The following is a 24,591-nucleotide window of genomic DNA, read 5'->3' as shown; positions in this document are numbered from 1 at the left end:
CTACCGGCCCTCCTATAATCGGCCGATGAGCGCCCACGATCCGGCTATCGACCTCTTCACATCGTCCCAGACGCGCGCGATCGATCGCCGCGCCATCGACGACCTGGGTATTCCGGGATTCGACCTGATGACCCGGGCGGCCGCGGCGGCTTTCGCCATGCTGCGCAGGCGCTGGCCGGAAGCGCGGCGATTGCGCGTCGTCTGCGGTACGGGGAACAACGGCGGCGACGGGTATCTCGTGGCGCGCGACGCGCTCGCCGGCGGTCTTGCCGTGGACCTGATCGCATTGGGCGAGCCGAAGGGCGGCGACGCCGCGCGTGCGCGCGGCGCCTTCGAGGCCCAGGGGGGCACGGTGCTCCCGCTGTCCGCATGGCGGGGCCTGCCGCCGGCGGACGTGATCGTCGACGCCATCTACGGCACCGGCCTCAATCGTGCGCCGGAGGGCGAGGCGCGAGAGGGGATCGAGGCGATCAATTCGAGCGGCGCAGCGGTGTTCGCACTGGACGTGCCATCCGGACTGTCGGCGGATACGGGCGCCTGTCCCGGCGTGGCGGTGCGCGCCGACGCCACGGCAACCTTCATCGTGCGGAAGCGCGGTCTTTACACCCATCGGGCCGAGGTGGCGGGCGAGATCGAACTGCACGCGCTCGACCTGTCGGGCGACATCCTCGGAACCCCCGACGCACGGCTCCTCGTCGCCGCGGGTCTTCCGCCGCGGCCGCGGGATTCGCATAAGGGCGCCAACGGCCATGTCCTGGCCATCGGCGGCGACCACGGCACGGGCGGAGCGGTGCGCATGGCGGCGGAGGCCGCGTTGCGCACGGGCGCCGGCCTCGTGAGCGTCGCCACCCGCGAGGAGAACGTGCTTGCGATCAACGCGGCGCGACCCGAGTTGATGCCGCGCGGCGCGAACGGCCCCCAGGCCCTGCAGCCGATGCTGGAGAAGGCGACGGTCGTGGCGCTCGGCCCCGGTCTCGGGCAGGGTGCCTGGGGACATGCGCTGTGGACCACGGCCCTGGATGCCGGGCTGCCGACGGTGCTCGATGCCGACGGCCTCAACCTGCTTCAGGCGGAACCGCGCCACCTGCCGGCGAAGACCGTGCTGACGCCACATCCCGGCGAAGCCGGCCGCTTGCTCGGCATGGCGACGGCCGATGTCCAGGCCGACCGCTTCGCCGCGGTGCGCGAGCTGGCCCACCGTCATCACGCCGTCGTCGTCCTGAAAGGCAACGGCAGCCTCATCGCCTCGCCGGACGGCGAGGTGTCGGTCTGTCCGTGGGGCAATCCGGGGATGGCGAGCGGAGGGATGGGCGATACGCTCACGGGCATCGTCGCCGGTTTGCTGGGGCAGGGATGCGATCCCTACCGGGCCGCCTGCCTCGGTGTGGGCTTGCACGCACGTGCCGCCGACGTCGCCGCCCGCGCAGGGCAGCGCGGACTGTTGGCCGGCGACCTGCTCGAGCCGCTGCGCCGGCTCGTCAACGGACTCGAGGCATGACGATGCACGACCGGCTGCTTCCCGACGAGGAAGCCACGACGGCACTTGGCCGTCGACTCGCGGGCCTCCTGCCGGGCGGAGGGGTCATCTACCTGCATGGCGACCTCGGCGCGGGCAAGACGACCTTCGCCCGTGCGTTCCTCCGCGCCCTGGGCGTCGGCGAACGGGTGAAGAGCCCGACATACAGCCTCGTCGAAGGTTACGACCTTGGCGAGCGGCGCGCTTTTCACCTGGACCTCTATCGCATCGCCGATCCCGGCGAGCTGGAATGGCTGGGACTGGACAACCTCGCCGAGCCCGGCGCCGTCGTGCTGGTCGAATGGCCCGAGCGGGGCAGGGGCGCCCTGCCGCGGGCCGATCTCGAGATCCACTTCCGGCACGAGGACGCGGGACGCGCCGTGCGTTTCGAGCCCTTTACGGATGCAGGGCGCCGGCTTGTCCAGGGCCTGGCCGAATGACGGTCTACAAGGTGGCAGAGACCGTCACTTTTCCGTCGATTTGCGGGCCATTCCTGTACGGGTGTTGACGAAGTATTCGCAGGTTATGGATTAGCAAGGGAAAATCTCTTGCATTCAGCGGGCGCTTGCAGTTCAATTCGGTCCGTATGAGGGGAATCATCGCCAAACTTTGCCTCCTTGCATGCGCGACTGCCATCGCGACGCTGGCGCCTGCCGTCACCACGGCCGCCGACATCAAGGCCGCGCGCGTCTGGGCAGGGCCCGAATACACCCGTGTGGTGTTCGATCTGTCCGGCCCGGCCACCTACAAGATGTCCCAGGGCGATACGCCGGGGAGCGTGGTGCTGGACATCGCCGGCAGTTCCGTCGCCGGCGACTTCTCGGCACCGGGCGGCCAGGGCCTCTATAAATCGCTGGCTAACGCCAGGCAGGGAAGTGCCGCGCGCATGGTCGCGAGCGTCGATCCCACGTCGAAACCGAAGAGTTTCCTGCTGAAGCCGGCCGGCGATTACGGCTACCGTCTGGTGCTGGACCTCTATCCGGGTGGCCAGAGCGATCCGGGCGACAACCCGGTGGACGACGACACGCCGACCATCGCCAAGGCGGTCGCATCGAGCGCTCCGCGCGCGAAGACGGTGCCGCCGGGCAAGCCGCCGATGCTGGCCGAAGAGCGCAAGGTGGTCGTCGCGATCGATGCGGGCCATGGCGGCGAAGACCCGGGCGCGCGCGGCGCGACGGGCCTGCGCGAGAAGGACGTGACGCTGATGGTGGCGCGCGAACTCGCCGACCAGATCAATCGCCAGCCGGGCATGCAGGCCGTGCTCACGCGCAACGGCGACTATTTCATCCCGCTGAAGCGCCGCTACCAGATCGCGCGCGAGCACAATGCCGACATGTTCGTGTCGATCCACGCCGACGCGTTCAAGAACAGCGACGCGAAGGGCTCCTCGGTGTGGGTGCTTTCGCCGCGTGGCAAGACCTCCGAGGCCGCGCGATGGCTGGCCGACCGCGAAAACCGCGCCGACCTTGTCGGCGGCGTGTCGCTCGACGACAAGGACGACACCCTGGCCGCCGTACTGCTCGACCTGCAGCAGGGCTATGCCATGCAGGCCAGCGAATCCATCGCCGGCAATGTGCTGAAGGCGCTGGGCAAGCTCGGCCCCACCCATCGCGGCTACGTGGAGCGCGCCAACTTCGTGGTGCTGCGCTCGCCGGACGTCCCCTCCATCCTGGTCGAGACGGCCTTCATCACGAACCCCACCGAGGAAAGACGCCTGCGCGACGAGCAGCATCGTCGCCGGTTGGCCACGGCCGTGCTCGGTGGCGTGCGCAACTACTTCGAATCGATGCCGCCGCCGGGAACATGGTTCGCCGCACAGGCGGCCCGTCGCAACGGCACCATGGTGGCGGCGACCCGCCCGGCTGGCGATAGCACGGCCCCCACGAAGGCCGCCGCTCCCGCCAGGACCCTCGCCAAGGCGGACGTGCCCGTTCCCGCGAGGAAATCCGGTGGCCGCGCCGACGACAACGTTCGCGACGTCCACCGGGTCAACCGGGGAGAGACCCTCACCGGCATCGCGCAGCAGTACGGTGTGTCCGTCGGCGCGTTGAAGCTCGCCAACAAGATGACCGACAACACCGTGCGCATCGGCACGGTGATGGTGATCCCTTCCGGTTAGTCCCTACGGGGGTGGTCTATTCGGCTATCCTTCCAGGCTTGCAAGCCTGTCAGGTGATGCCATGCCAATCCGTCCCTTGCCGCCGGAACTGATCAACCAGATCGCGGCCGGCGAAGTCATCGAGCGTCCCGCGTCGGTGGTGAAGGAGCTCGTCGAGAACAGTATCGATGCCGGTGCCCGACGGATCGAAGTCGACATCGAGCAGGGCGGTGTGCGGCTCATCCGCGTGCGCGACGACGGCGGCGGCATTCCCCGCGACGAACTTCCCCTGGCGGTGGCCTCCCATGCCACCAGCAAGATCGGCAGCTTCGATGACCTCGAGCGCGTCGCGAGCATGGGTTTCCGTGGCGAGGCCTTGGCTTCGGTCTCCTCGGTGGCGCGTTTCTCGCTGACATCGCGTCAGGCGGGCGACGATTCCGCCTGGCGTATCGAGGTGGACGGCGGCCGCATGCAGGACGTGCGTCCCGCCCAGCACCCGCAGGGCACGACCATCGAGGTGCGCGACCTCTTCTACAACGTGCCGGCACGCCGTAAGTTCCTGCGCGCGGAGCGTACCGAGTTCGCGCACATCGACGATCTCCTGAAATCGCTGGCGCTGGCACGCGAAGGCGTCGATATCCGCCTCAGCCACAACGGCAAGCCGGTGCGCCTGCTCAAGCCCGCGCGCGACGAGAACGCCGCGCTGGCGCGCGTCGCCGAGGTGCTCGGTCCCGAGTTCCCGGGGCAGGCCCTGCGCGTCGAGCATGAAGCGGCGGGCATGCGCCTGTCCGGCTGGGTCGGGCTGCCCACGGCGTCGCGGTCGCAGGCGGACCAGCAGTACTTTTACGTCAACGGCCGTCTCGTGCGCGATCGGATCGTCGCGCACGCCGTGCGCCAGGCGTACGCGGATGTCCTGTTCCATGGCCGCCATCCCGTTTTCGTGCTGTTCCTGGAACTCGATCCCGCCGGCGTGGATGTCAACGTCCATCCGGCGAAGAACGAAGTGCGCTTCCGCGAGCAGCGCCTGATCCACGATTTCCTGTTCCGTACGCTGCACGAGGCGCTGGCGACGACGCGCGCCGGCGCGGCGATGCCGGCGGTCGACGCGACCGTGCCGATGGCGGCCGGCGCGGGTTCGTCCTTCGTCGAACATCGCCCCATGGGAGCGCCGTCGTCGATACCCGCGTGGCCGCAGTCGTCGAGCCAGTCGCGTCTCAACCTTGGCGTGCGCGACCAGCCGCTGGCCGATTACGCCACGCTGTTCGGTGCATCCACGGTGCAGGGGCCTCCGGCATCCTCCTGGACGCCGCCGGCGGGCAACGAGGCGGATGAGGGCGACGTGCCGCCGCTCGGCTATGCCATCGCGCAGCTGAAGAACATCTACGTGCTCGCGGAAAACGCGCACGGCCTCGTGCTGGTCGACATGCACGCGGCGCACGAACGCATCACGTACGAGAAGCTCAAGAACGGGCGCGTTACCGCGAACCTGCGTTCGCAGATGCTGCTGGTGCCGCTGTCGATCGCCGTGAGCGCGAAGGAAGCCGCCGCCGCCGAGGAGCACGCCGATGCGCTCGCCGCGTGGGGCCTGGAGCTCTCGCGCAGCGGCCCCGGCGCCGTCGTCGTGCGTCGCATCCCGTCATTGCTTGAAGGCGCCGACGTCGCCCAGCTCACCCGCGACGTGCTCGGCGAACTGGCGCAGCACGGCAGTTCGCGGCGGCTCGAGGAGCTCGAGAACGAACTCCTCTCCACGATGGCGTGCCATGGCTCCGTCCGTGCGGGCCGTCGCCTCGGTATTCCCGAGATGAACGCGCTGCTGCGCGAGATGGAAGCGACCGAACGCTCCGGCCAATGCAACCACGGCCGGCCCACCTGGGTCCAGCTCTCGCTGGGCGAGCTCGACAAACTGTTCCTGCGCGGCCGCTAATGCTCTTAACTGTGGGAGCCGCTATAGCGGCGAGAAGCCGACGGAGCGATGAAGCCGCAATGCAGGTTCCCCTCGCCGCCATAGCGGCTCCTACAAGAACACTCCTTCTTCTGCGAGATTGCGATGACCTTCCATGAAAACGCCGTCGCCGCGGCGCGCGCCCGGCGGCTCGAACTGCTCAAGGCCCCTGGCGGCTGGCTCAGCCTGATCGGCTTCGAATGGCTGAGGGAGGGCGCCAATCGCGTCGGCAGCGCGAGGGATAACGATATCGTCCTGAGCGCCGGCCCGGCGCATCTCGGCACGATCGTGCTCGCGCCGGACGGCAGCGCCACCATCGAACTGGCCCAGGACAGCGGCGCGCTGGTGGACGGTCAGGCGGTGCGGCAGGCAACGCTGCGCGACGATGCGAAGGGAAGCACGCCGAGCGAGGTCCACTTCGGTTCCGCGAAGCTTTTCGTCATCGAGCGCGACGGCCGCAAGGCCATCCGCGTGAAGGACGAGCAGGCGCGGACGCGCACGGATTTCCAGGGACTGGATTACTTCCCTATCGATCCCTCGTGGCGCGTCGTCGCGGACTGGGTGCCGTTCGATCCGCCGTACGAGCTGGAGCTCGGCACGGTACTCGGTACCATCGAGAAGGAAAAGGTGCCGGGCAAGGCCGTGTTCGTCCGCGACGGGCGCACCTTCGAGCTGTATCCGATCCAGGAAACGCCCGACGCGCTGTTCTTCGTGTTCGGCGACCTGACCTCCGGCAAGGAAACCTACGGCGCGGGACGCTTCCTCGACACGAGTCTTCCGGTGGATGGGAAGCTGGTCATCGATTTCAACGAGGCGCGCAACCCGCCGTGCTCGTTCACGCCCTACGCCACCTGCCAGCTCGCGCCGCCGGAGAACCGGATGGATGTGCGGGTGGAGGCCGGCGAGCTGAAATACCGCGGCGGTCATTGAGTGCTGCTTGTCGTACGAGCCGCCATGGCGGCGAGGGAGCGTACCTCGCCGCTTCGCCGCCCTGTTGGCTTCTCGCCGCTATAGCGGCTCCCACAGTTCGGTGCTTTCAGGCGCCTTTGAAACTCGGCTTGCGGCGTTCCATGAACGCCGTGGTGCCCTCGCGCATGTCTTCGGTGGAGAACGCGATGGCGAAGCCTTGCGTCTCGAAGGCCAGGCCCTGGTCGATGGCGCATTCGCCGCCTTCGATCACCGTGTCGAGGATACCCTTCAGCGCCAGCGGTGCCGCCGCGGCCAGCTGGTCGGCCATCGCGTCCACCGTCGCGTCGAGTTCGTCCGCGGCGACCACGCGCGTCACGAGGCCCAGCCGTTCGGCGCGGGCCGCGTCCACCTGCTGGCCGAGCAGGCACAATTCCAGCGCGGCACCGCGGCCGGTGAGGCGGGTGAGCCGCTGCGTGCCGCCGAAGCCGGGAATGAGACCGAGGCCGATCTCCGGCTGACCGAAACGGGCCTTCTCGCTCGCGACGCGCAGGTGGCAGGCCATCGCCAGTTCCATGCCGCCGCCCAGTGCGTAGCCCTGGATCTTCGCGATCACCGGCTTGCCGAGGCGCTCGATGGTGAGCATCAGGTCCTGCCCGGCACGCGACGCGGCCTGGGCCTGCACCGGCGACCATGCGGTCATTTCCGAAATATCCGCGCCGGCCACGAAGGCCTTTTCGCCCGCACCGGCCAGCACCACCACGCGCACGCCATCGTCCTGCGCCGCCTGACGGAAGGCCAGGGTGAGTTCGCCGATGGTCTCGCGGTTCAGCGCGTTGAGCTTGTCGGGACGATTGACGGCGATCGTGCGGACGGCGCCGCGATCGGCGGTGGCGAGGGTGCGAAAGGCCATGGACGGGCTCCGGCAGGTGGCTAAGAGGCGGATGGTAGCAAGGGAGGGGAACCTTTACCCCCTGCGCGGCGTCTCAAGGCCAATGGGCGAGCCTTGCGCCGATGGACTATCCTCCACGCACGCCAAAGGTTCCGGCTTCACGGAGAACGGGATGTCACCCTTGCGTTTCCTGGTCGCGTTCGTCGCACTGTCGCTGGCAGGCGGTGCCGCGTGCGCGCAGTCGGCGCCCGCGGTTCCCGTCTCGGGCGCGCCGGCGATCGACAAGACCAAGCTGTCGTATGCGATCGGCTACCAGATCGGCACGCAGTTCGCGAACAGCGCGCAGCCCGACGTCGACATCGCCGTGCTCGTCAAGGCCCTGCAGGACGGTTACGCGAAGCGTGCGCCCGGCGTGCCGATCGATGTGATGCAGCAGCAGCTGGTGAACTTCGACGCCAAGGTGCAGCGCGATTCCGTCGTTGAATTCCGCCGCGTGGCGGCCGCCAACGCGAAGCGCAGCGCGGATTTCCTCGCCAGCAACCGCAAGCGGCCGGGTGTCGTCACGTTGCCGTCCGGCATCCAGTACGCCGTGCTGGCCAAGGGCGACGGCCCGCAGGCGAAGGTCACGAGCACCGTCGTGGTGAATTATCGCGGCGCGCTCATCGACGGCACGGAATTCGACAGCTCGTACGCGCATGGCAAGCCGGTCACGTTCACCGTGAACCGGGTCATTCCGGGCTGGCAGGACGTGATCCCGCGGATGCATGTCGGCGACCGCTGGAAGGTGGTGATCCCGCCGTCGCTGGCCTATGGCGAGCGCGGGGAGCTGCCCCGCATCGGCCCGAACGAGGCGCTGGTCTTCGAAATCGAACTGATGGATATCCGGTAGGACTCCACCTTGTGGGAGCCGCTATGGCGGCGAGAAGCCAACGAAGCGATGAGCGGTAGGGCGGGCTCCCCTCGCCGCCATAGCGGCTCCTACAAGGGAGTCGGGCTACAATGCCGCGATATGGTTCCCGCATTTTCCACCACGCTTCCCCTGAGCCCCTGCACCGGCGTCTGCCGCCTCGATGCGCGCGGCCTCTGCATGGGCTGCCTGCGCACGGGCGACGAGATCGCGCGCTGGACGAGGATGAGCGACGCGGAAAAGATCCGGCTCATGGACGACGTGCTCCCGCACCGGCAGACGGGCTGATGGACGATATGCTGGCCAGGCTCCATGGCGCGCTGCTTCCGCTGGAAGCGCCGCCGGGTCCGCGCGGCTGGAACCACGAGGACATGGCGGAGCTGATCGGCCATGCCCCGCGGCGCCCGGCGGCGGTACTGATCGGCATTCGCGACGACCGCGAGCAGAGCCTCGTGCTCACCCTGCGTACCGATACCCTGCAGCAACACGCGGGGCAGGTGGCCTTTCCCGGCGGGCGTGTCGAGCCGACGGATGTCGATGTCGTGGCCGCGGCCCTGCGCGAGAGCCACGAGGAGATCGGCCTGGAAGCCGGCATGGTCACCCCCTTGGGGTTCCTCGAAAGCTTCGAGACGATCAGTGGCTACTCGGTGACGCCGGTGGTGGCCCGCGTTTCGGCGGACGCGATGCTCAGGCCCGACCCGGGCGAGGTGGCGGAGGTGTTCGAGGTGCCTTTCGCGTTCTTCATGGACCCGGCGAACCTGCGCCGGTACACGATGGATTTCCGCGGCCACCGCCGCGACATGGTCGAGTTCCTCCACGCGGGCTACCGCATCTGGGGCGTGACGGCGGCCATCCTGTTGAACCTGCTCAAGCGGATGGGACACCCATGCTGATTTCTCGCACGCTCATCGACGCCGCCACGGCCGCGCGATTGCCGGGGCACGACGTGCTGTTCGTCGATGCGCAGTTCGACCTCAACCAGCCCGGTGGCCGCGACCCGGGGAAGGGCGACCAGGATTACGCGCTCTCGCATATACCCGGCGCCGTGCGCGCCGATCTCGACCGCGACCTGGCCGACATGGTCACGCCGTCGAATGGGCGCGGCCGCCATCCGCTGCCGTCGGCCGACGTGTTTTCCGCATGGCTCTCGCGCGCCGGATGGCGTCCGGACCTCCAGGTGGTCGTGTACGACGCCGCGGGCGGCGCGCTCGCCGCCGCGCGCTTCTGGTGGCTGGCGCGGCTGGCCGGCATCGATAACGTCGCGGTGCTCGACGGGGGATGGCCGGCGTGGATGAAGGCGGGCCTTCCGACCGACAACCTGCTGCCCCTGCGCGAGCCGACCGCCGTGCATGCGAACTTCCACCCGGCGATCACGGTGGATGAACTGGCGGAAGGCCTTGCCAGTGGCCGCCTGCTGCTCCTGGATGCGCGTGCCGCACCGAGGTTCCGCGGCGAGGTCGAACCGTTGGATCCCGTGGCAGGGCATGTGCCGGGCGCGCGGAACCGTCCGTTCTCCGAGAATCTCGATGCGGAGGGCTGCTTCCGCTCGCCGGATGAACTGCGCCGTGCCTTTGCCGCGCTCATCGGCCCGCATCCGCCGGAGGACGTCGTGCACATGTGCGGCTCCGGCGTGACCGCCTGCCATAACCTGCTCGCGATGGATTACGCGGGGCTGTGCGGGTCGCGCCTGTTCGCGCCATCGTGGAGCGGCTGGGTGAGCGATCCCTCGCGCCCCGTCGCCACGGGCGACTGAGTTGTAGGAGCCGCTATAGCGGCGAGGAAACCTCGCGAAAGCTTCGCAGGATTGCTCTCGCCGCTGTAGCGGCTCCTACAGAAATACGGTGCGATGCTCGCGGGCGCTTAATTGGGCGGCCTCGATCACACGGATCACATCGCGTGCCTCGCGCGCCTCGACGGGCAGCGGCGCACCTTCGCGAATCGCCGCCGCGATGCCTTCATAGAACGCCGTATAGCGGCCGGGCAGCGTGTCGATGGTCGCTACCGTGCCGTCGGCATCGGTGAACCGGCCGAACAGCGCGGGATCGTCTTCGCCCCATCCCTCGCCGCCTGGGCGCCGTCCCTCGCGCAGCGCGGCTTCCTGCGCGTCGATGCCATACTTCACGAAACTGCCGCCGTCGCCATGCACGAGGTAGCGCGGGCCCGGATCGCGCACGAGCACCGATGCATGCAACACCGCGCGGCGCCGCCCGTAGTCGAGCACGAGATGGAAATAGTCGTCGGCCTTCGCGGCGGCGCGCTGCCGCATCACGTCGGCGGTGACGGCGCGCGGCATGCCGAACAGCACCAGGGCCTGGTCGACGAGGTGTGCGCCGAGATCGTAGAGCAGCCCGGCACCCGGGACGTCGGTTTCGCGCCAGCCTTGCTTGATCTCCGGACGGAAGCGATCGAAGTGCGCCTCGTAATAGGCGACTTCGCCGAGCCGGCCGTCCTCGACGAGCCGGCGGACGGTCAGGAAATCGTTGTCCCAGCGCCGGTTCTGGAATACCGAGAGCCGGCGGCCCGCCGCGTCGGCAAGGGCGATCAACGCCTCCGCCTCGGCGGCCTCGAGGGTGAACGGCTTGTCGACCACCACATGCTTCCCCGCTTGGAGCGCCGCGCGTGCCAGGGCCGCATGGGTTTCGTTGGGCGTGGCGATCACCACCAGCTCGATGGTGGGATCGGCGATGAGGGTTTGAGGATTTTCGTAAGCCCTTGCCTCGGGGAAGTCGCGCAGGATGTCGTCGGCGCGGCGGCTGCCGATGGCGGCCAGGCGCAGCCCTTTGGCCGCGGCGATGAGCGGTGCGTGGAAGACGGCGCCTGCCGTGCCGTAGCCGACGAGGCCGGTGGGGATGGGCTGCATGGTCGCTCCGAGGATGGGCATGATGGGAAAGCGTAGCGCGGACCTCCTGAGCGTTTCGTTTAGGATCCTGCGGTTGCGTCCCGATAGCCGGAAACCCATGAGCCCACCCGACACCGACACCGCGCCGCGCGCAGGACTGCCGCGGCAGATCCCCTACATCGTGGGTAACGAGGGATGCGAACGCTTCAGCTTTTACGGGATGCGCAACATCCTGACGCCATTCCTGGTCAGCTCCCTCCTGATGTACCTGCCGGAGGCGGAGCGGCCCGGGGCGGCGAAGGACGTCTTCCACACCTTCGTCATCGGCGTGTACTTCTTCCCGCTGCTCGGCGGATGGCTCGCCGATCGCTGGTTCGGCAAGTACCGGACCGTGCTCTGGCTGAGCCTGCTGTACTGCCTCGGGCACCTTTGCCTTGCGGTGTTCGAGCATAGCGTCGCGGGATTCTATGCGGGGCTGGCATTGATCGCGCTCGGCGCGGGGGGCATCAAGCCCTGCGTATCCGCCTTCGTTGGCGACCAGTTCGACGAAAGCAACCGGCACCTGGCGAAGGTGGTATTCGACGCCTTCTACTGGATGATCAACGTCGGTTCGTTCCTGGCCTCGCTGACGATGCCGTATTTCCTGCGCCATTACGGTGCGGCGGTCGCGTTCGGCGTGCCGGGCGCGTTGATGTTCGTGGCGACCGTGGTGTTCTGGAGCGGGCGCAAGCACTACGTGATGCTTCCTCCTTCGGGGAGCAACCCGGACGGCTTCACCAAGGTCGCGCGTACCGCGCTGCTGGCGCACGCACCGGGGCAGGGAAGGCCCGGCCTCGTCGTGACCGTCGCGGCCTTCGTCGCCGCCATCGCCTCGCTCGCCCTCGTGCCGGCGCTAGGCATTGTCGCCGCGCTGTGCCTTGCCTTCGTCCTGGTGCTTGGCGGCGTGGGCATCGGCACGCGCATGCAGCTGGAGCGCGCGCGCGGAAGGCACCCCGACGAGGCGGTGGACGCCGTCGCCGTCGTGTTGCGCGTGCTGCTGGTCTTTGCGCTGGTCACGCCGTTCTGGTCGCTGTTCGACCAGAAGGCTTCGACCTGGGTATTGCAGGCCCAGGCGATGAGCATGCCCGACTGGTTGCATCCCGCGCAGATGCAGGCGGTGAATCCGGCGCTGGTGCTGCTGCTGATCCCCTTCAACAACCTCGTCCTGTTCCCCCTGCTGCGGGGCTTGGGCATCGAGCCGACGGCCTTGCGCCGGATGACCGCCGGCATCGTCTTCTCCGCGGTCGCGTGGGTGATCGTGGGCCTGATCCAGCTTGCCATCGACGGCGGCGACGCCGTCTCCATCGCCTGGCAACTGCTGCCCTATGCGTTCCTGACGATGGGCGAGGTGCTGGTGTCCGCCACAGGGCTGGAGTTTGCCTACAGCCAGGCGCCGCCCTCGATGAAGGGCACGCTGATGAGCTTCTGGACGCTCAGCGTGACGGTGGGCAACCTGTGGGTCCTCCTGGCCAACGCGGGCGTCCGCAACGAGTCGGTGCTCGCGGGCATCGCCGGGACGGGCGTGGGCGCCACGGCCTTCCAGATGTTCTTCTTCGCGGCGTTCGCCGCCGTGGCCGCGCTGGCCTTCGGCCTGTATGCGCGAAGGTACCGCGAGGTAGATTATTACCGCCACGCGTGACGTTTCCTCCACGGCGCCGCGCGGACGATCCACGATGCCCCGAAGGAACGACACCATGGCCGCTCCGAAGCACGCTTCGCCAATTCCCATGCCTGCCGCGACCGAATGGCCGGGCAAGGTCGTCCTCGTCACGGGCGGCGCGCAGGGCATCGGCAAGGGCATCGCCCAGGCCGTGCTCGAAGCGGGCGGCAACGTCCTGATCGGCGACCTGGACGCCGAGGCGGGCAAGGCCTGCCTGGACGAATGGAAGGTGGGCGACCGCGCCGCGTTCCTCGTATTGGACGTGGCGAAGGAGGCGAGCGTGAAGCGCTTCGTCGGAACCGCCCTGCGCCGGTACGGACGCATCGACGGGCTGGTGAACAACGCCGGCATCGCCGGACCGGAAAACGGCCCGCTGGAACGGCTCGAATGGAGCGAATGGAAGCGGCGCATCGATACCAACCTCGGTGGCACCTTCCTCTGCTGCAAGCATGCGCTGCCGGCCCTGCGCGAAAGCAACGGCGCCATCGTCAACATCTCGTCGTCCCGTGCGCACCAGTCCGAACCGGATACCGAGGCCTATGCGGCGAGCAAGGGCGGCATCGTGGCCTTCACCCATGCGCTCGCGATCAGCGCCGGTCCGGTGCGGGTGAATGCCATCAATCCGGGTTGGATTGTCGTGGACGAGTGGAGAAAGCCGTCGGCGCGGCGCAAGCCGAAGCTCTCGGCGGCGGACCACGCGCAGCATCCGGTGGGGCGCGTGGGCCTGCCGCCCGATATCGGTGCGCTGGCGGTCTTCCTGCTGTCCTCGCAGGCCGGTTTCATCACCGGCGAGAACATCACCATGGACGGCGGCATGACACGCAGGATGCACTACGTGTGATCCTGCTCTGCGTCACGGCGTGGCGGATGTCACCCGCCACACCGCATTACCCACGTCGTCGGCGATGAGCAGCGCGCCGTCCTTGTCGAACACGACGCCCACCGGCGCCCCGTACAACTGCTTCTCGTCCTTCGAATAGAAGCCGCTTACCAGCGTCTCGGGCTTGCCGGCCGGCTTACCGCCCTGGAACGGTATGAAGACCACCGCATAGCCGCTGAGCGGCGAGCGGTCCCAACTGCCGTGCTCACTGACGAAGGCGCCGTTCTGGTACTTCGCCGGCAGGGCGTTCCGCTGGCTGAGCAGGAAACCGAGCGCCGCGACGTGCGAGCCCAGCGCGTAATCGGGCTTGATCGCCTTCTTCACCATGTCGGGCCGTTGCGGCATCACGCGGCTGTCCACATGCTGGCCGTAATAACTGTAGGGCCAGCCGTAGAAGGCACCTTCGGTCACGGACGTCATGTAATCGGGAACGAGGTTCGCCCCGATCTCGTCGCGCTCGTTCGCGATGGCCCATAGCGTGTTCGTGGTCGAATCCCATTGCAGGCCGGTGGGGTTGCGGATGCCCGAGGCGTAGATGCGGCTGCCGCGGGTGGCGACGTCCACTTCCAGCACATCGGCGCGACGGTACTCGACCTCCATGCCGTTCTCGGTGATGTTGCTGTTCGAACCCACGCCCACGTAGAGCTTGGTGCCGTCGCCGTTGGCCTGAAGGGCTTTCGTCCAGTGGTGGTTGACCGTCGACGGCAGGTCGGTGAACTCGACGCCCGGTGTCGTTATCTCGTTCGCCCCTTCCGTATAAGGGAAGGTGACGATCGCACCGGTATTGGCGACGTACAGCGTATTGCCGATGAGCTGCACGCCGAACGGCGAATGCAGGTTCCGGATATAGGTGTGCTTCTCCCACTCGCCAGTGGCAGCCGTCTTGCGCAGCAGGGTGATCTGGTTGCCGCCCTTGGCGCCCTTGCCGGAACGGTTCTTCACGATTCCGGCGATCAACTGCTTCGGTGTCGTGACCGCTTCCTCGCCGGGGCCGTTGGCCTCGACGACCAGCACGTCGCCGTTGGGCAGGGTGAGCAACTGGCGCGGATGCTTGAGATCGCTGGCGATCTTCTCGATCTTCAGCCCCGGCGCGACGGTAGGCGCCGCACCCTGTTTCCAGCCGGCGTATTCGGGCACCTGCATCGGCGGCACCAGGAAGTTCTTCGCCTTGGGCAGGGATGGATCGGCGCCGGTCTGCTCGATGGCGTCCTGCGAGGTTTTCTCGCTGCATGCGCCAAGCAAGGCCACGCAGGCCAGGGCAAGCGCGCCACGATGGAAGGTCTTAGTCATGGAGGATCTCCCGGGCCGTCGAGTAGCGTACGGCGATAACGACGTGGCCGGCGGCGATCAACGTCACGGTAACGACGGAAAGCCATACGCCCGCGGGCATGATCGCGTAGGCGTCGCGGCTGTGGACGAAGGCGTTGAGGATCGCGGCGACGATGGCCACGACGTTCAGCCAGAAATCGACGTGGTCCGCCCCGGTACTGAACCGGCGCGAGGTGATCCATACCTGGACCAGGTTCAGCAGGCGGGGGATCACGGCGAAGAGCAGGCCGATGACGATCAGCCAGGCGGCGCCCTTCGCCCACAGGATCGTGCCGGTCTTCGCATAGACGATGTCGAAGACCAGCGCGGCGACGAAGAAACCGAAGGGAATGGGATTGAGCAGGCCATAGACGGCGTTGGCCACGGCGGAACGGCCTGGTGCGGGTGGATAGCTCATGGGTGGTGCCCCTTGGATGGACCCGGAGATAGTAGACCCGTTATACGTCGATAACGCGTATGGGCGTGCTTTATGACAGTGCCGATGGGAACCGGCTCGCAGGGCCGCTCAGCGCCGTAACGGAATCGCCGTGCGCCGCCCTGCGCCGAACCGCCGCACCCCTTCGTCGTAATCCCACTGTTCCACGCTGCAGGCATCCGTCCGCTCGTAGCGGATCGCATGGAACGAATTGCCGATCCCCTCGCGGATGCGCGTGGACAGCGCCGTTCCCGCCTGCACGGACCAGAGGGGCCGCAAGAGCTTGCGATCCTCCGCGTCGAGCCGTCTCACATAGGGCAGGTGGATGTGCCCGCCGAGCACGAGGTCGGCGCCGGCCTCGGCCCATGCCGCGATGGCGCGCTCGTGGTTGACGAGCAGGTTCGCGATGTCTTTTTCGCGGATCACGTGCACGGGCTGGTGCGTGACGACGATGCGCAGCTGTGCGTCGGCGGCCTTCTCCAGCCGCCGGCATACGCGCTCGATCTGCGCGTCCGACACCTCGCCGACCGTATGCCGTGCCGCGCGCACGGTATTGACGCCGATCGCCAGCAGCTCGTCGTTCTCGAACGCGGGCTCGAGGTCGTCGCCGAATGCCCGCCGGTAGTTCCCGAAAGGATCGAACAGGCGGGCGAAAAGATTGAACAGCGGAATGTCGTGGTTTCCGGGGATGACGAGGGTGGGGCGCGCGCAGGCGTCCACGAACCGGCGTGCCGCCGTGAACTGGGCACGGCGCGCGCGCTGGGTCACGTCGCCCGAAAGAATCACGAGGTCCGGCCGCAGCGTCCGGATGGATGCATGCAGGGCCTCAACCACCTCCGGGCGTTCGGTGCCGAAGTGCGGATCGGAGATCTGGACGACGAGGCTCAACCCGGGTCCTCCCCCGGCTGGCGCACGCGGTCGGTCAGGAGACGCAACGGGCGAGGCGCCGCGCGGAAGGCAATGGGCGGAGCGAGCCAGACGATCTCGCCGTCGAGCGCCACCTTGATCGCATGGCGTTCGTGTTTCGGGACGACCGTGATCTCGCGGAATGCGAAGCTCACGGCGTTCTCCGCCTCGCCCAGCTTGCCGAGCGCGCCGCGCAGGACGATGCCGAGCATCGTCAGCCTGCCGATGGGCTTCAGGACGAGGCCCGCCAGCCGGCCGTCGGCGCAGCGGACGTCCTCTGCCTCGGGCAGTCCGATCTTCTCCAGCTGCAGCGCGTTGTTGCCGACGAAAAGGGTGGGCGTGCGCAGCGAACGCGTGCGCTCGCCGTCGCTCACTTCGATGCGCAACGGCCGGTAGCCGCGCATCATCGTGGCGAGCCCCGACCACAGCGCCACGATGCGATGGCGTCCGAAGCGCTGCTTCCACGCCTCGCGGTCCTCGAGAACCTGCGGATAGAGGCCCAGGCTGGCGTTCACCAGGAAGATGCGGTCGTTGACCCTGCCGATCTGCGCATCGTGGGGCGTCGAGCGCAGAAGGGCCTCCGTGGCTTCGCGCGTGCCGCTGGGAATGCCGTGCGTGCGACCGAAGAAATTGAACGTGCCTTGCGGCAGCACACCCATCACGAGGTCTTCCTCCCACGCGATGCCCGCCACGCCATTGATCGTGCCGTCGCCACCGGCGGCCACGAGGGCGCCACCGGTGGCTTTCGCATGGGTCGCGGCGGCGCGCACGACCTTCTGGATATCGTCCTCGCCCTCGATGAGGAAAAACCGGTGGGAACGGCCCGCCGCGTCCAGGATCGCGGCGATCTCCTCTCGGGCCGCATCGGCTTCGCCGTGGCCCGAGCCGGCATTCATGACGATGGCGAAGGGAAAGGATTCGGGTGGAGTAGGCATCGCTACAAACAACCATCCGCGCCGTCATGGGCGCATGAAAGGGGCACCGGCGTGACCGATGGTCCATTTCGCCCGCCCGGTGTCCCGTGGCAGGATCGGCGCCACCGCCATGCCGCGCTGCCGCGGCCCGAGAAGGGGATCGCCCAATGAAAAACCTTTCCCGCACGCTCGCCGCGCTCGCGTTCCTTGCTGGAGGCTTCGCCGTCGATGCGGACGAGGCGCCGCTCGCGCATCGCATCGTCCGCGTCTCGCTCGACGGCGTGGGCGACAAGGGCACGTCCGGCCGGCTCCTCCTTTTCGCGATGCCCGCCACCGCGGAAAGGCCCGCGGAGGTCGATACGAACCCGTTCCAGCCAAAGGCGGTGTCCGTCGCCGCGCGCGAGGTGAGCTGGATCGCGCCGGGGCAGCCTGTCGACCTGGACACGGACGGCGAGGCGTTTCCGGCAGGCTTTTCCGCATTGCCGCCGGGCGACTACTTCTTCCAGGCGGTGCTCGACGTCGGTCACGACTACAACTACAGCGGCCGTCACGAGGGCGACCTCATCAGCGAGGTCGTGCCGGTCAGGCTCGTGCCGGGCGGCGTCCTGCCCGCGCTGAAGCTGAGCAGGACGGTACCCGCCAGGGATCCCTGGACACTTTCGCCGAAGGTACCGCAGGACGTGCGCGACGCGTTGCCGGAGGCACGCCGGCACGCCCATGCGGAAGTGCTCGAGAGCCCGCTGCTCACCGCCTTCGCGGGACATCCCCAGTCCATCCGCGCGTGGGTGGTCACGCCGCCGGGTTATGACCCCGACGGCGCGGCGCGTTATCCCACCGTGTTCCTCACGCATGGTTTCACGGGCGGCTTCGATCGCTACGCCGGCACCATCGCGGGCCTCTGGCTGGCCATGTCGAAGAAGGACATGCCGCCGATGATCTGGGTGCTGCTCGACGAATCGGGCCCCACCGGTACCCACGAGTTCGCCGATTCCGTCAACAACGGCCCGTGGGGCCAGGCGCTGACCACGGAATACATCCCCTGGCTCGAAGGCCGCTACCGCATGGATGCGAAGCCGTCCGGCCGCTTCCTCCAGGGTCACTCGTCCGGCGGCTGGGCCACGTTGTGGCTGCAGACGCGCTATCCGAAGATCTTCGGCGGTACCTGGTCGACATCGCCCGATCCCAGCGACTTCCGCGACTTCACCGGCATCGACCTGACCCGGCCGGGCGCCAACGCCTACCGCAAGCCCGACGGCAGCGAGAATCCGCTGGTGCGCGACAAGGGCAAGGTCATCGCCACCTTCGAGACATTCGCCAGGCTGGAGCGCGTGCTCGGCGCCTATGGCGGGCAGCTCGCCTCGTTCGAATGGGTGTTCTCGCCGCGCGGCAAGGACGGCCGGCCGCAGCCGATGTTCAACCGCGACACCGGCGCCGTGGACGCCGACGTGGCGGCATACTGGCGTGCGCATTACGACATCGCCCAGCGCCTCCGCACGCAGTGGCCGGTGCTGAAGCCGGATCTCGACGGCAAGATCCACGTCATCGTCGGGACGGCGGACACGTTCTATCTCGACGGTGCCGCGAAGCTGCTCAAGGAGACCCTCGACGGACTGCACGCGAAGAGCGACATCCGTTTCCTGCCCGGGAAGACCCACTTCGATCTCTACAAGGAAGGCGGCGACGGCCAGGCGCTCCTGAAGAAGATCGCCTGGGAGATGTACGGCGTGGCGAGGCCGGGGCAGGAGAAGTAAGCCGGGCCGACCTTGTAGGAGCCGCTATAGCGGCGAGGGAATCTTGCGGGGGCGCCGCGAGGTTGCTCTCGCCGCTATAGCGGCTCCTACAAGGGGCCAGGGTGTCCGCCGCGACGCAGCACGGGTCGGGGCCGCCGGTGCGCTAAAATGGTCCTCTTTACGCGGAGAGTTCCATGGCACAGCAACCCTCGCCCGGCGCCCGTTTCCGCGCCGCGCTCGCGGCGGAGCAGCCGCTGCAGGTGATCGGGGCGATCAACGCCAACCATGCCCTGCTGGCGAAGCGGGCCGGTTTCCGCGCCATCTACCTGTCCGGCGGCGGCGTGGCCGCGGGTTCGCTGGGCCTGCCGGACCTGGGCATCAACACCCTCGACGATGTGCTCACCGATGTCCGCCGCATCACCGACGTCTGCGACCTGCCGCTGATGGTCGACATCGACACGGGCTTTGGCCCCAGCGCGTTCAACATAGCGCGCACGGTGAAGAGCCTCATCAAGTTCGGCGCGGCGGCGTGCCACATCGAGGACCAGGTGGGCGCCAAGCGTTGCGGTCACCGGCCCGGCAAGGAAATCGTCAGCGCCGGCGAAATGGCCGACCGGGTCAAGGCCGCCGCCGACGCGAAGACCGATCCCGATTTCTTCCTCATCGCCCGTACCGACGCCATCGCCGTGGACGGTGTGGACGCGGCCATCGAGCGCGCGATAGCCTGCGTGGAAGCCGGTGCCGATGCGATCTTCGCCGAAGCGGCTTACGACCTGCCCACCTACAAGCGCTTCGTCGACGCCGTGAAGGCGCCGATCCTCGCCAACATCACCGAGTTCGGCCAGACGCCGCTGTTCAGCACCGAGGAACTGGGCAGCGTGGGCGTCGGCATCGTGCTCTACCCGCTGTCCGCGTTCCGCGCCATGAACAAGGCCGCGGAAAACGTCTACACCGCCATTCGCCGAGACGGTCATCAGCGCAACGTCATCGATACGATGCAGACGCGCGAGGAGCTTTACGACCGCATCGGCTACCACGCTTACGAACGTCACCTCGACGAACTGTTCTCCAAGAAGGGCTAAGGAGTCACCGAATGAGCGACACGACAACCACCACGCAGCCGAAGGCCAAGAAATCGGTCGCGCTGTCCGGCGTGGCAGCCGGCAACACCGCGCTGTGCACGGTCGGCCGCAGCGGCAACGACCTGCATTACCGCGGCTACGACATCCACGACCTCGCCGCCAAGGGCTCCTTCGAGGAAGTCGCCTACCTGCTCGTCCACGGCGTGCTGCCGAACTGGATGGAGCTGAATGCGTACCGCGCCAAGCTGAAGCGCATGCGTGGCCTGCCCGCGCCGGTGAAGGCCGCGCTGGAACTGCTGCCCGCCGCCACGCATCCGATGGACGTGATGCGCACGGGCGCCTCGGTGCTCGGCACCGTGCTGCCGGAGAAGGACGATCACAACCTCACCGGCGCCCGCGACATCGCCGACCGCCTGATGGCCAGCTTCGGCTCGATGCTGCTGTACTGGTACCACTTCAGCCACAATGGCAAGCGCATCGAGACCGAGACCGACGACGAGTCGATCGCGGCGCACTTCCTGCACCTGCTGCATGGTCGCAAGCCCAGCGACCTGCACTCGCACGCGCTGGACCGCTCGCTGGTGCTGTACGCGGAGCACGAGTTCAACGCCAGCACGTTCACCGCGCGCGTCATCGCGGGTACCGGCTCGGACATGTATTCGGCCATCACGGGTGCGATCGGCGCCCTGCGCGGCCCGAAGCACGGCGGCGCGAACGAGGTGGCGATGGAGATCATCGCACGCTATCGCAACGCGGCCGAGGCGGAAGCCGATATCCGCGCGCGCGTCGAGCGCAAGGAAATCATCATCGGCTTCGGCCATCCGGTGTACACCGTGTCCGATCCGCGCAACGAGATCATCAAGGAGATCTCGCGCAAGCTCTGCACCGATGGCGGTAACCCCCGCTTGTTCGAGGTGTCGGAGAAGATCGAGAAGCTGATGTGGGAACTGAAGAAGATGTTCCCGAACCTCGACTGGTACTCGGCCTCGGCCTACCACATGATGGGCGTGCCGACGGCGATGTTCACGCCGCTCTTCGTCATCGCGCGCACCTCCGGCTGGAGCGCGCACGTGATCGAGCAACGCGAGGACGGCAAGATCATCCGCCCGAGCGCGAATTACACGGGTCCGGAAGACCAGGCGTATACGCCGATCGAGAAGCGCTGATCCTTCGCGGCACCTTGTAGGAGCCGCTACAGCGGCGAGGAAATCTCGCGACACACCGCAAGATTGCTCTCGCCGCTGTAGCGGCTCCTGCAAAAAGGTGGACGGCCTTGTCAGAGGGCAGCCGCCAATCTCGTCGCCTGGTCGATCGCACGCTTCGCGTCCAGCTCGGCCGCCACGTCCGCGCCGCCTACCAGGCGCACGTCCATGCCACGCGCCAGCAGCGCATCGTGCAGCTCGCGGTTCGGCTCCTGCCCCGCGCAGACGATCACGTTGTCCACATCCAGCACTCGCGGCTGGCCGTCGATCACGACGTGCAACCCCGCATCATCGATGCGGTCGTAACCCACCCCGCCGAGCATCTGCACGCGTTTGTTCTTCAGCGTGGCGCGATGTACCCAGCCCGAGGTCTTGTTGAGCCGTCCGCCCGGGCGTCCGGCCGTGCGCTGGAGCAGCCAGACCTGGCGTTCCGGCTTTTCCGGCTGGGCGGGCATCAGGCCGCCGGGGGTGGCCACCGCCATGTCCACGCCCCATTCCTTCGTCCAGCGCGCGATGTCGGTGCTGGGGGAGGGCGCGGCCTCGGTCAGGAACTCGGCCACGTCGAAACCGATGCCGCCCGCGCCGATGATCGCCACCTTGTGCCCCACGGGCGCGTCGCCGTGCAGCACGTCGAGGTAGCTCAGTACCTTGGGATGATCGGCGCCCGGCAGGTCGAGCGCGCGTGGCAGCACGCCGGTGGCGAGGATCACGGTGTCGAAGCCGCCCGCGGCGAGCACATCCGCCCCGGCCTCCGTGCCGAGGCGGCGCTCCACGCCCGTCGCGTCGAGCCGATGGTCGAAGTAGCGCAGCGCTTCATGGAATTCCTCCTTGCCCGGGATCCGCTTCGCCATGTTGAACTGGCCGCCGATGCGCGGCGCGCGATCGAACAGCGTCACGGCATGCCCGCGCTCGGCGAGCGTGGTCGCGGCGGCGAGGCCCGCGGGGCCGGCGCCGACGACGGCGACGCGCTTCTTCGCTGTCGCGGGCAGGACGTTAAGCTCCGTCTCGTGGCAGGCGCGCGGGTTCACGAGGCAGGACGCGCGCCGGTTGACGAAGACATGGTCGAGGCAGGCCTGGTTGCAGGCGATGCAGGTGTTGATCGCTTCCGGCCGCGCCGCGCGCGCCTTGTTCACCCACTCGGGGTCGGCGAGGAAGGGGCGCGCCATCGACACCATGTCGGCATCCCCGCGGGCGAGGATCTGCTCGGCCACGTCGGGCATGTTGATCCGGTTCGTCGTGACGAGCGGAAGCGACACCTCGCCCTTCATCCGCCGCGTGACCCATGAGAAGGCACCGCGCGGCACGCTGGTGACGATGGTGGGAACGCGCGCCTCGTGCCAGCCGATGCCGGTATTGATCAGGGTCGCCCCGGCTGCCTCGATGCCCTTGCCGAGCGCGACGATGTCGGTCCACGACTGGGCCTCGTCGACGAGGTCGAGCATCGACAACCGGTACACGATGATGAAGTCCTTGCCGACCGCCTCGCGCATGCACCGCACGATCTCGATGGGGAAGCGCATGCGGTTCTCCGCGGAGCCGCCCCAGCGATCGGTGCGCCGGTTCGTCCTCGCGGTGAGGAACTGGTTGATGAGGTAACCCTCCGAGCCCATCACCTCCACGCCGTCGTATCCGGCCTCGCGCGCGAGCTTCGCGCTGCGCACGAAGGCGTCGATGCAGCGTTCCACGCCGCGGGCCGACAGCGCGCGCGGCGTGAAGGGCGTGATGGGCGACTTGATCCGCGAGGGGGCCACGGAGAACGGGTGATAGCCATAGCGCCCGGCATGGAGGATCTGCATGCAGATCCTCCCCCCTTCCGCATGCACCGCGCGGGTGACCTTCCGGTGCCGTGCGACATGCCAGGGCATCGACATCGTTCCCGCCATGGGTTTCAGCCAGCCGCGGAGGCTCGGTGCGATGCCGCCGGTGACGATGAGCCCGACGCCGCCGCGGGCGCGTTCGGCGTAGAAGGCCGCCAGCTTGTCGAAGTCCGCGGCCTTGTCCTCCAGGCCGACGTGCATGGACCCCATGAGCACACGGTTGGGCAGGGTGGTGAAGCCGAGGTCGAGCGGGGCGAGCAGGTGCGGGTAGGCCACGGGAGGCTCCGTTCAAACGATCGTTCGAATGATGGGCGTAACGGGCAAGAACGGCAATAGGCCCTCGCGCCTTCACGAAATCATCCGCATTAGCCGCGTTACGGCGTGTATCGGCGCCGTTACAACCGATGCCGTTCGTAAGCCGAAGAAAAGCGTGGAAACCCGCATCGCAGCAGGTCTCGTCGCCGACGCGACGGAAGGCACGCAATTTGCTCCTTCTATGGAACCCGGTGCGTTGGCAGGACCGCCGGTCATCGAGAAAAAACAGGGGTTTCGCGTCGCTCACAGGAGACTCTCCCATGCGTAAGACTCTTATCGCCACGGCGATCTGCCTCGCCACCGGACTGGCCTTGCCGGCCATGGCCGACGACACTCAGACCGGAGGCGCCGGACCTTCGGCGCAGCGCAAGTCGATTGCCGTGCAGTACTCAGACAGTTCCACCTACACGGACAGCTCGACCCACACCAAGACCACCAGCGGGTCGTTCAACACCACCAATGCGGTGTCTTACACCACGCTCAACGGCAGCGTCAGCGATGTTGGCGTCAGCGGCATCGGTAACGTGGCCAAAAACTGGGGTGACGCCAACGGCGGACGTGGCGGATCCGGCGGCGACGGTTACGGCGCCAAAGGGTATGGCGGTCGTGGCGGATCCGGCGGTGACGGCGGTAACGCGCGTGCGCGTGGTGCTGTCGGTGGAGACGGCTCGTCCTCCAGTGGCGACGCCGGGTCAATGAGCGTCGCGTGGGGCGGTGGTGCCCATGGCGACGGCGGCGATGCTTCCGGCGACGGCGGCAGGGCCAACGCGCGTGGCGCCGGTAACGACACGGCGACGGGCGGATCCACGGCGAGCACGGGCGGCGCGAGCGCCAGCACGGGCGGTGCGGGTACCTCGGGCGCGGCGACGAGCACCTCCGGTGCGTCGACCGGCACGGGTGGCGCGGGCGGCACGGCCATGGCGGCCGGCGGCGCCGGCGGCGCCGGTGGCGCGGGCGCAGCGGGCACGGGCGGTTCGGGCACGGGTGCCGCGGGTGGCGCCGGTGGCGCGGGCGGCACGGCCTATGCCGATGCCGGTGCGTTCAACATGTACAACGACATGGGCAGCGCGGGCGCCGCGGCTGCGGGCATCTCCAACTTCGCGCAGAACAGCGGCGCGGCGTCGTTGATCCAGCAGGGCGTGAACGTCCAGGCCAACCTGAGCGTCGGCTCGGCTCCGTCCCCGTAACGGCGACAGCGGAGG

At 68.1% G+C, this 24,591-nt stretch carries 21 protein-coding genes and 1 pseudogene; 15 read left to right on the top strand and 7 right to left on the bottom strand.

Going from position 1 to position 24,591, the window contains the following annotated elements; all coding sequences use genetic code 11:
* Window positions 1-25: 25 nt before the first annotated feature.
* From HBF32_RS09215 to HBF32_RS09195, 5 genes are all read left to right on the top strand, one after another.
* Complete coding sequence (locus HBF32_RS09215; protein WP_166699360.1) at window positions 26-1,498, top strand: NAD(P)H-hydrate dehydratase; 1,473 nt, start codon at window positions 26-28, stop codon at window positions 1,496-1,498.
* On the top strand, window positions 1,495-1,956 hold the full coding sequence (tsaE, locus tag HBF32_RS09210; protein WP_166699359.1) for a tRNA (adenosine(37)-N6)-threonylcarbamoyltransferase complex ATPase subunit type 1 TsaE: 462 nt from the start codon (window positions 1,495-1,497) through the stop codon (window positions 1,954-1,956). Before HBF32_RS09215 ends, tsaE begins: the two co-directional genes overlap by 4 nt.
* 146 nt (window positions 1,957-2,102) lie before the next feature.
* Window positions 2,103-3,635 (top strand): N-acetylmuramoyl-L-alanine amidase, encoded by a 1,533-nt coding sequence (locus HBF32_RS09205; RefSeq protein ID WP_166699358.1) that lies wholly within the window; start codon window positions 2,103-2,105, stop codon window positions 3,633-3,635.
* 61 nt (window positions 3,636-3,696) lie between these two features.
* On the top strand, window positions 3,697-5,538 hold the full coding sequence (gene mutL / locus HBF32_RS09200; protein WP_166699357.1) for a DNA mismatch repair endonuclease MutL: 1,842 nt from the start codon (window positions 3,697-3,699) through the stop codon (window positions 5,536-5,538).
* Between the two features lie 123 nt (window positions 5,539-5,661).
* The gene (locus tag HBF32_RS09195; RefSeq protein WP_166699356.1) at window positions 5,662-6,486 is read left to right on the top strand and encodes a DUF1684 domain-containing protein; all 825 of its coding nucleotides are present in this window, start codon (window positions 5,662-5,664) and stop codon (window positions 6,484-6,486) included.
* Between the two features lie 106 nt (window positions 6,487-6,592).
* On the opposite strand, the gene HBF32_RS09190 is transcribed toward HBF32_RS09195, so the two are convergent.
* Window positions 6,593-7,375 carry an enoyl-CoA hydratase/isomerase family protein gene (locus HBF32_RS09190; protein ID WP_166699355.1) on the bottom strand — a complete coding sequence of 261 codons (783 nt, stop codon included), beginning with the start codon at window positions 7,373-7,375 and terminating at the stop codon, window positions 6,593-6,595.
* 151 nt (window positions 7,376-7,526) lie between these two features.
* Between HBF32_RS09190 and HBF32_RS09185 the strand changes: the two genes are divergently transcribed.
* From HBF32_RS09185 to HBF32_RS09175, 3 genes and pseudogenes are all read left to right on the top strand, one after another.
* On the top strand, window positions 7,527-8,243 hold the full coding sequence (locus HBF32_RS09185) for an FKBP-type peptidyl-prolyl cis-trans isomerase (protein ID WP_166699354.1): 717 nt from the start codon (window positions 7,527-7,529) through the stop codon (window positions 8,241-8,243).
* Between the two features lie 120 nt (window positions 8,244-8,363).
* Window positions 8,364-9,154: pseudogene (locus tag HBF32_RS09180) on the top strand (CoA pyrophosphatase).
* Complete coding sequence (locus HBF32_RS09175; protein ID WP_166699353.1) at window positions 9,148-10,014, top strand: sulfurtransferase; 867 nt, start codon at window positions 9,148-9,150, stop codon at window positions 10,012-10,014. The pseudogene HBF32_RS09180 and the gene HBF32_RS09175 overlap by 7 nt, the downstream one beginning before the upstream one ends.
* Before the next feature lie 75 nt (window positions 10,015-10,089).
* Here the strand turns inward: HBF32_RS09175 and HBF32_RS09170 are convergent, their stop codons facing one another.
* Window positions 10,090-11,121 carry an oxidoreductase gene (locus tag HBF32_RS09170; protein ID WP_166699352.1) on the bottom strand — a complete coding sequence of 344 codons (1,032 nt, stop codon included), beginning with the start codon at window positions 11,119-11,121 and terminating at the stop codon, window positions 10,090-10,092.
* A gap of 97 nt (window positions 11,122-11,218) precedes the next feature.
* On the opposite strand from HBF32_RS09170, the gene HBF32_RS09165 reads away from it, so the two are divergent.
* The gene (locus HBF32_RS09165; RefSeq protein ID WP_166699351.1) at window positions 11,219-12,778 is read left to right on the top strand and encodes a POT-type proton-dependent oligopeptide transporter; all 1,560 of its coding nucleotides are present in this window, start codon (window positions 11,219-11,221) and stop codon (window positions 12,776-12,778) included.
* A gap of 55 nt (window positions 12,779-12,833) precedes the next feature.
* Complete coding sequence (locus tag HBF32_RS09160) at window positions 12,834-13,640, top strand: SDR family oxidoreductase (protein ID WP_240147809.1); 807 nt, start codon at window positions 12,834-12,836, stop codon at window positions 13,638-13,640.
* Between the two features lie 12 nt (window positions 13,641-13,652).
* On the opposite strand, the gene HBF32_RS09155 is transcribed toward HBF32_RS09160, so the two are convergent.
* From HBF32_RS09155 to HBF32_RS09140, 4 genes are all read right to left on the bottom strand, one after another.
* Window positions 13,653-14,969 (bottom strand): PQQ-dependent sugar dehydrogenase, encoded by a 1,317-nt coding sequence (locus tag HBF32_RS09155; protein WP_166699350.1) that lies wholly within the window; start codon window positions 14,967-14,969, stop codon window positions 13,653-13,655.
* Complete coding sequence (locus HBF32_RS09150) at window positions 14,962-15,405, bottom strand: DUF2231 domain-containing protein (protein WP_166699349.1); 444 nt, start codon at window positions 15,403-15,405, stop codon at window positions 14,962-14,964. The genes HBF32_RS09155 and HBF32_RS09150 overlap by 8 nt, the downstream gene beginning before the upstream one ends.
* Before the next feature lie 108 nt (window positions 15,406-15,513).
* On the bottom strand, window positions 15,514-16,311 hold the full coding sequence (locus tag HBF32_RS09145; RefSeq protein ID WP_166699348.1) for a metallophosphoesterase family protein: 798 nt from the start codon (window positions 16,309-16,311) through the stop codon (window positions 15,514-15,516).
* On the bottom strand, window positions 16,308-17,264 hold the full coding sequence (locus HBF32_RS09140) for a diacylglycerol/lipid kinase family protein (RefSeq protein WP_166699347.1): 957 nt from the start codon (window positions 17,262-17,264) through the stop codon (window positions 16,308-16,310). Before HBF32_RS09140 ends, HBF32_RS09145 begins: the two co-directional genes overlap by 4 nt.
* Before the next feature lie 146 nt (window positions 17,265-17,410).
* Between HBF32_RS09140 and HBF32_RS09135 the strand changes: the two genes are divergently transcribed.
* The 3 genes from HBF32_RS09135 (at window position 17,411) to prpC (ending at window position 21,221) form a co-directional block, all read left to right on the top strand.
* Window positions 17,411-18,994: an alpha/beta hydrolase gene (locus HBF32_RS09135; RefSeq protein ID WP_166699346.1), complete on the top strand. Its 1,584-nt coding sequence runs from the start codon at window positions 17,411-17,413 to the stop codon at window positions 18,992-18,994.
* 173 nt (window positions 18,995-19,167) lie between these two features.
* Window positions 19,168-20,055: a methylisocitrate lyase gene (prpB, locus tag HBF32_RS09130; protein ID WP_166699345.1), complete on the top strand. Its 888-nt coding sequence runs from the start codon at window positions 19,168-19,170 to the stop codon at window positions 20,053-20,055.
* A gap of 11 nt (window positions 20,056-20,066) precedes the next feature.
* Window positions 20,067-21,221 carry a bifunctional 2-methylcitrate synthase/citrate synthase gene (prpC, locus tag HBF32_RS09125; RefSeq protein WP_166699344.1) on the top strand — a complete coding sequence of 385 codons (1,155 nt, stop codon included), beginning with the start codon at window positions 20,067-20,069 and terminating at the stop codon, window positions 21,219-21,221.
* Between the two features lie 110 nt (window positions 21,222-21,331).
* Here the strand turns inward: prpC and HBF32_RS09120 are convergent, their stop codons facing one another.
* Window positions 21,332-23,350: an FAD-dependent oxidoreductase gene (locus HBF32_RS09120; RefSeq protein ID WP_166699343.1), complete on the bottom strand. Its 2,019-nt coding sequence runs from the start codon at window positions 23,348-23,350 to the stop codon at window positions 21,332-21,334.
* Window positions 23,351-23,378: 28 nt separating this feature from the next.
* Between HBF32_RS09120 and HBF32_RS09115 the strand changes: the two genes are divergently transcribed.
* A complete protein-coding gene (locus HBF32_RS09115; protein ID WP_166699342.1) occupies window positions 23,379-23,657 on the top strand; it encodes a hypothetical protein in 279 nt (92 codons plus the stop codon).
* Window positions 23,650-24,576 (top strand): hypothetical protein, encoded by a 927-nt coding sequence (locus tag HBF32_RS09110; protein WP_166699341.1) that lies wholly within the window; start codon window positions 23,650-23,652, stop codon window positions 24,574-24,576. Before HBF32_RS09115 ends, HBF32_RS09110 begins: the two co-directional genes overlap by 8 nt.
* Window positions 24,577-24,591: the final 15 nt, after the last annotated feature.

This window comes from Luteibacter yeojuensis, from assembly GCF_011742875.1.
GTDB lineage: Bacteria > Pseudomonadota > Gammaproteobacteria > Xanthomonadales > Rhodanobacteraceae > Luteibacter > Luteibacter yeojuensis.
This window is presented reverse-complemented; position numbering and strand designations above follow the sequence as displayed.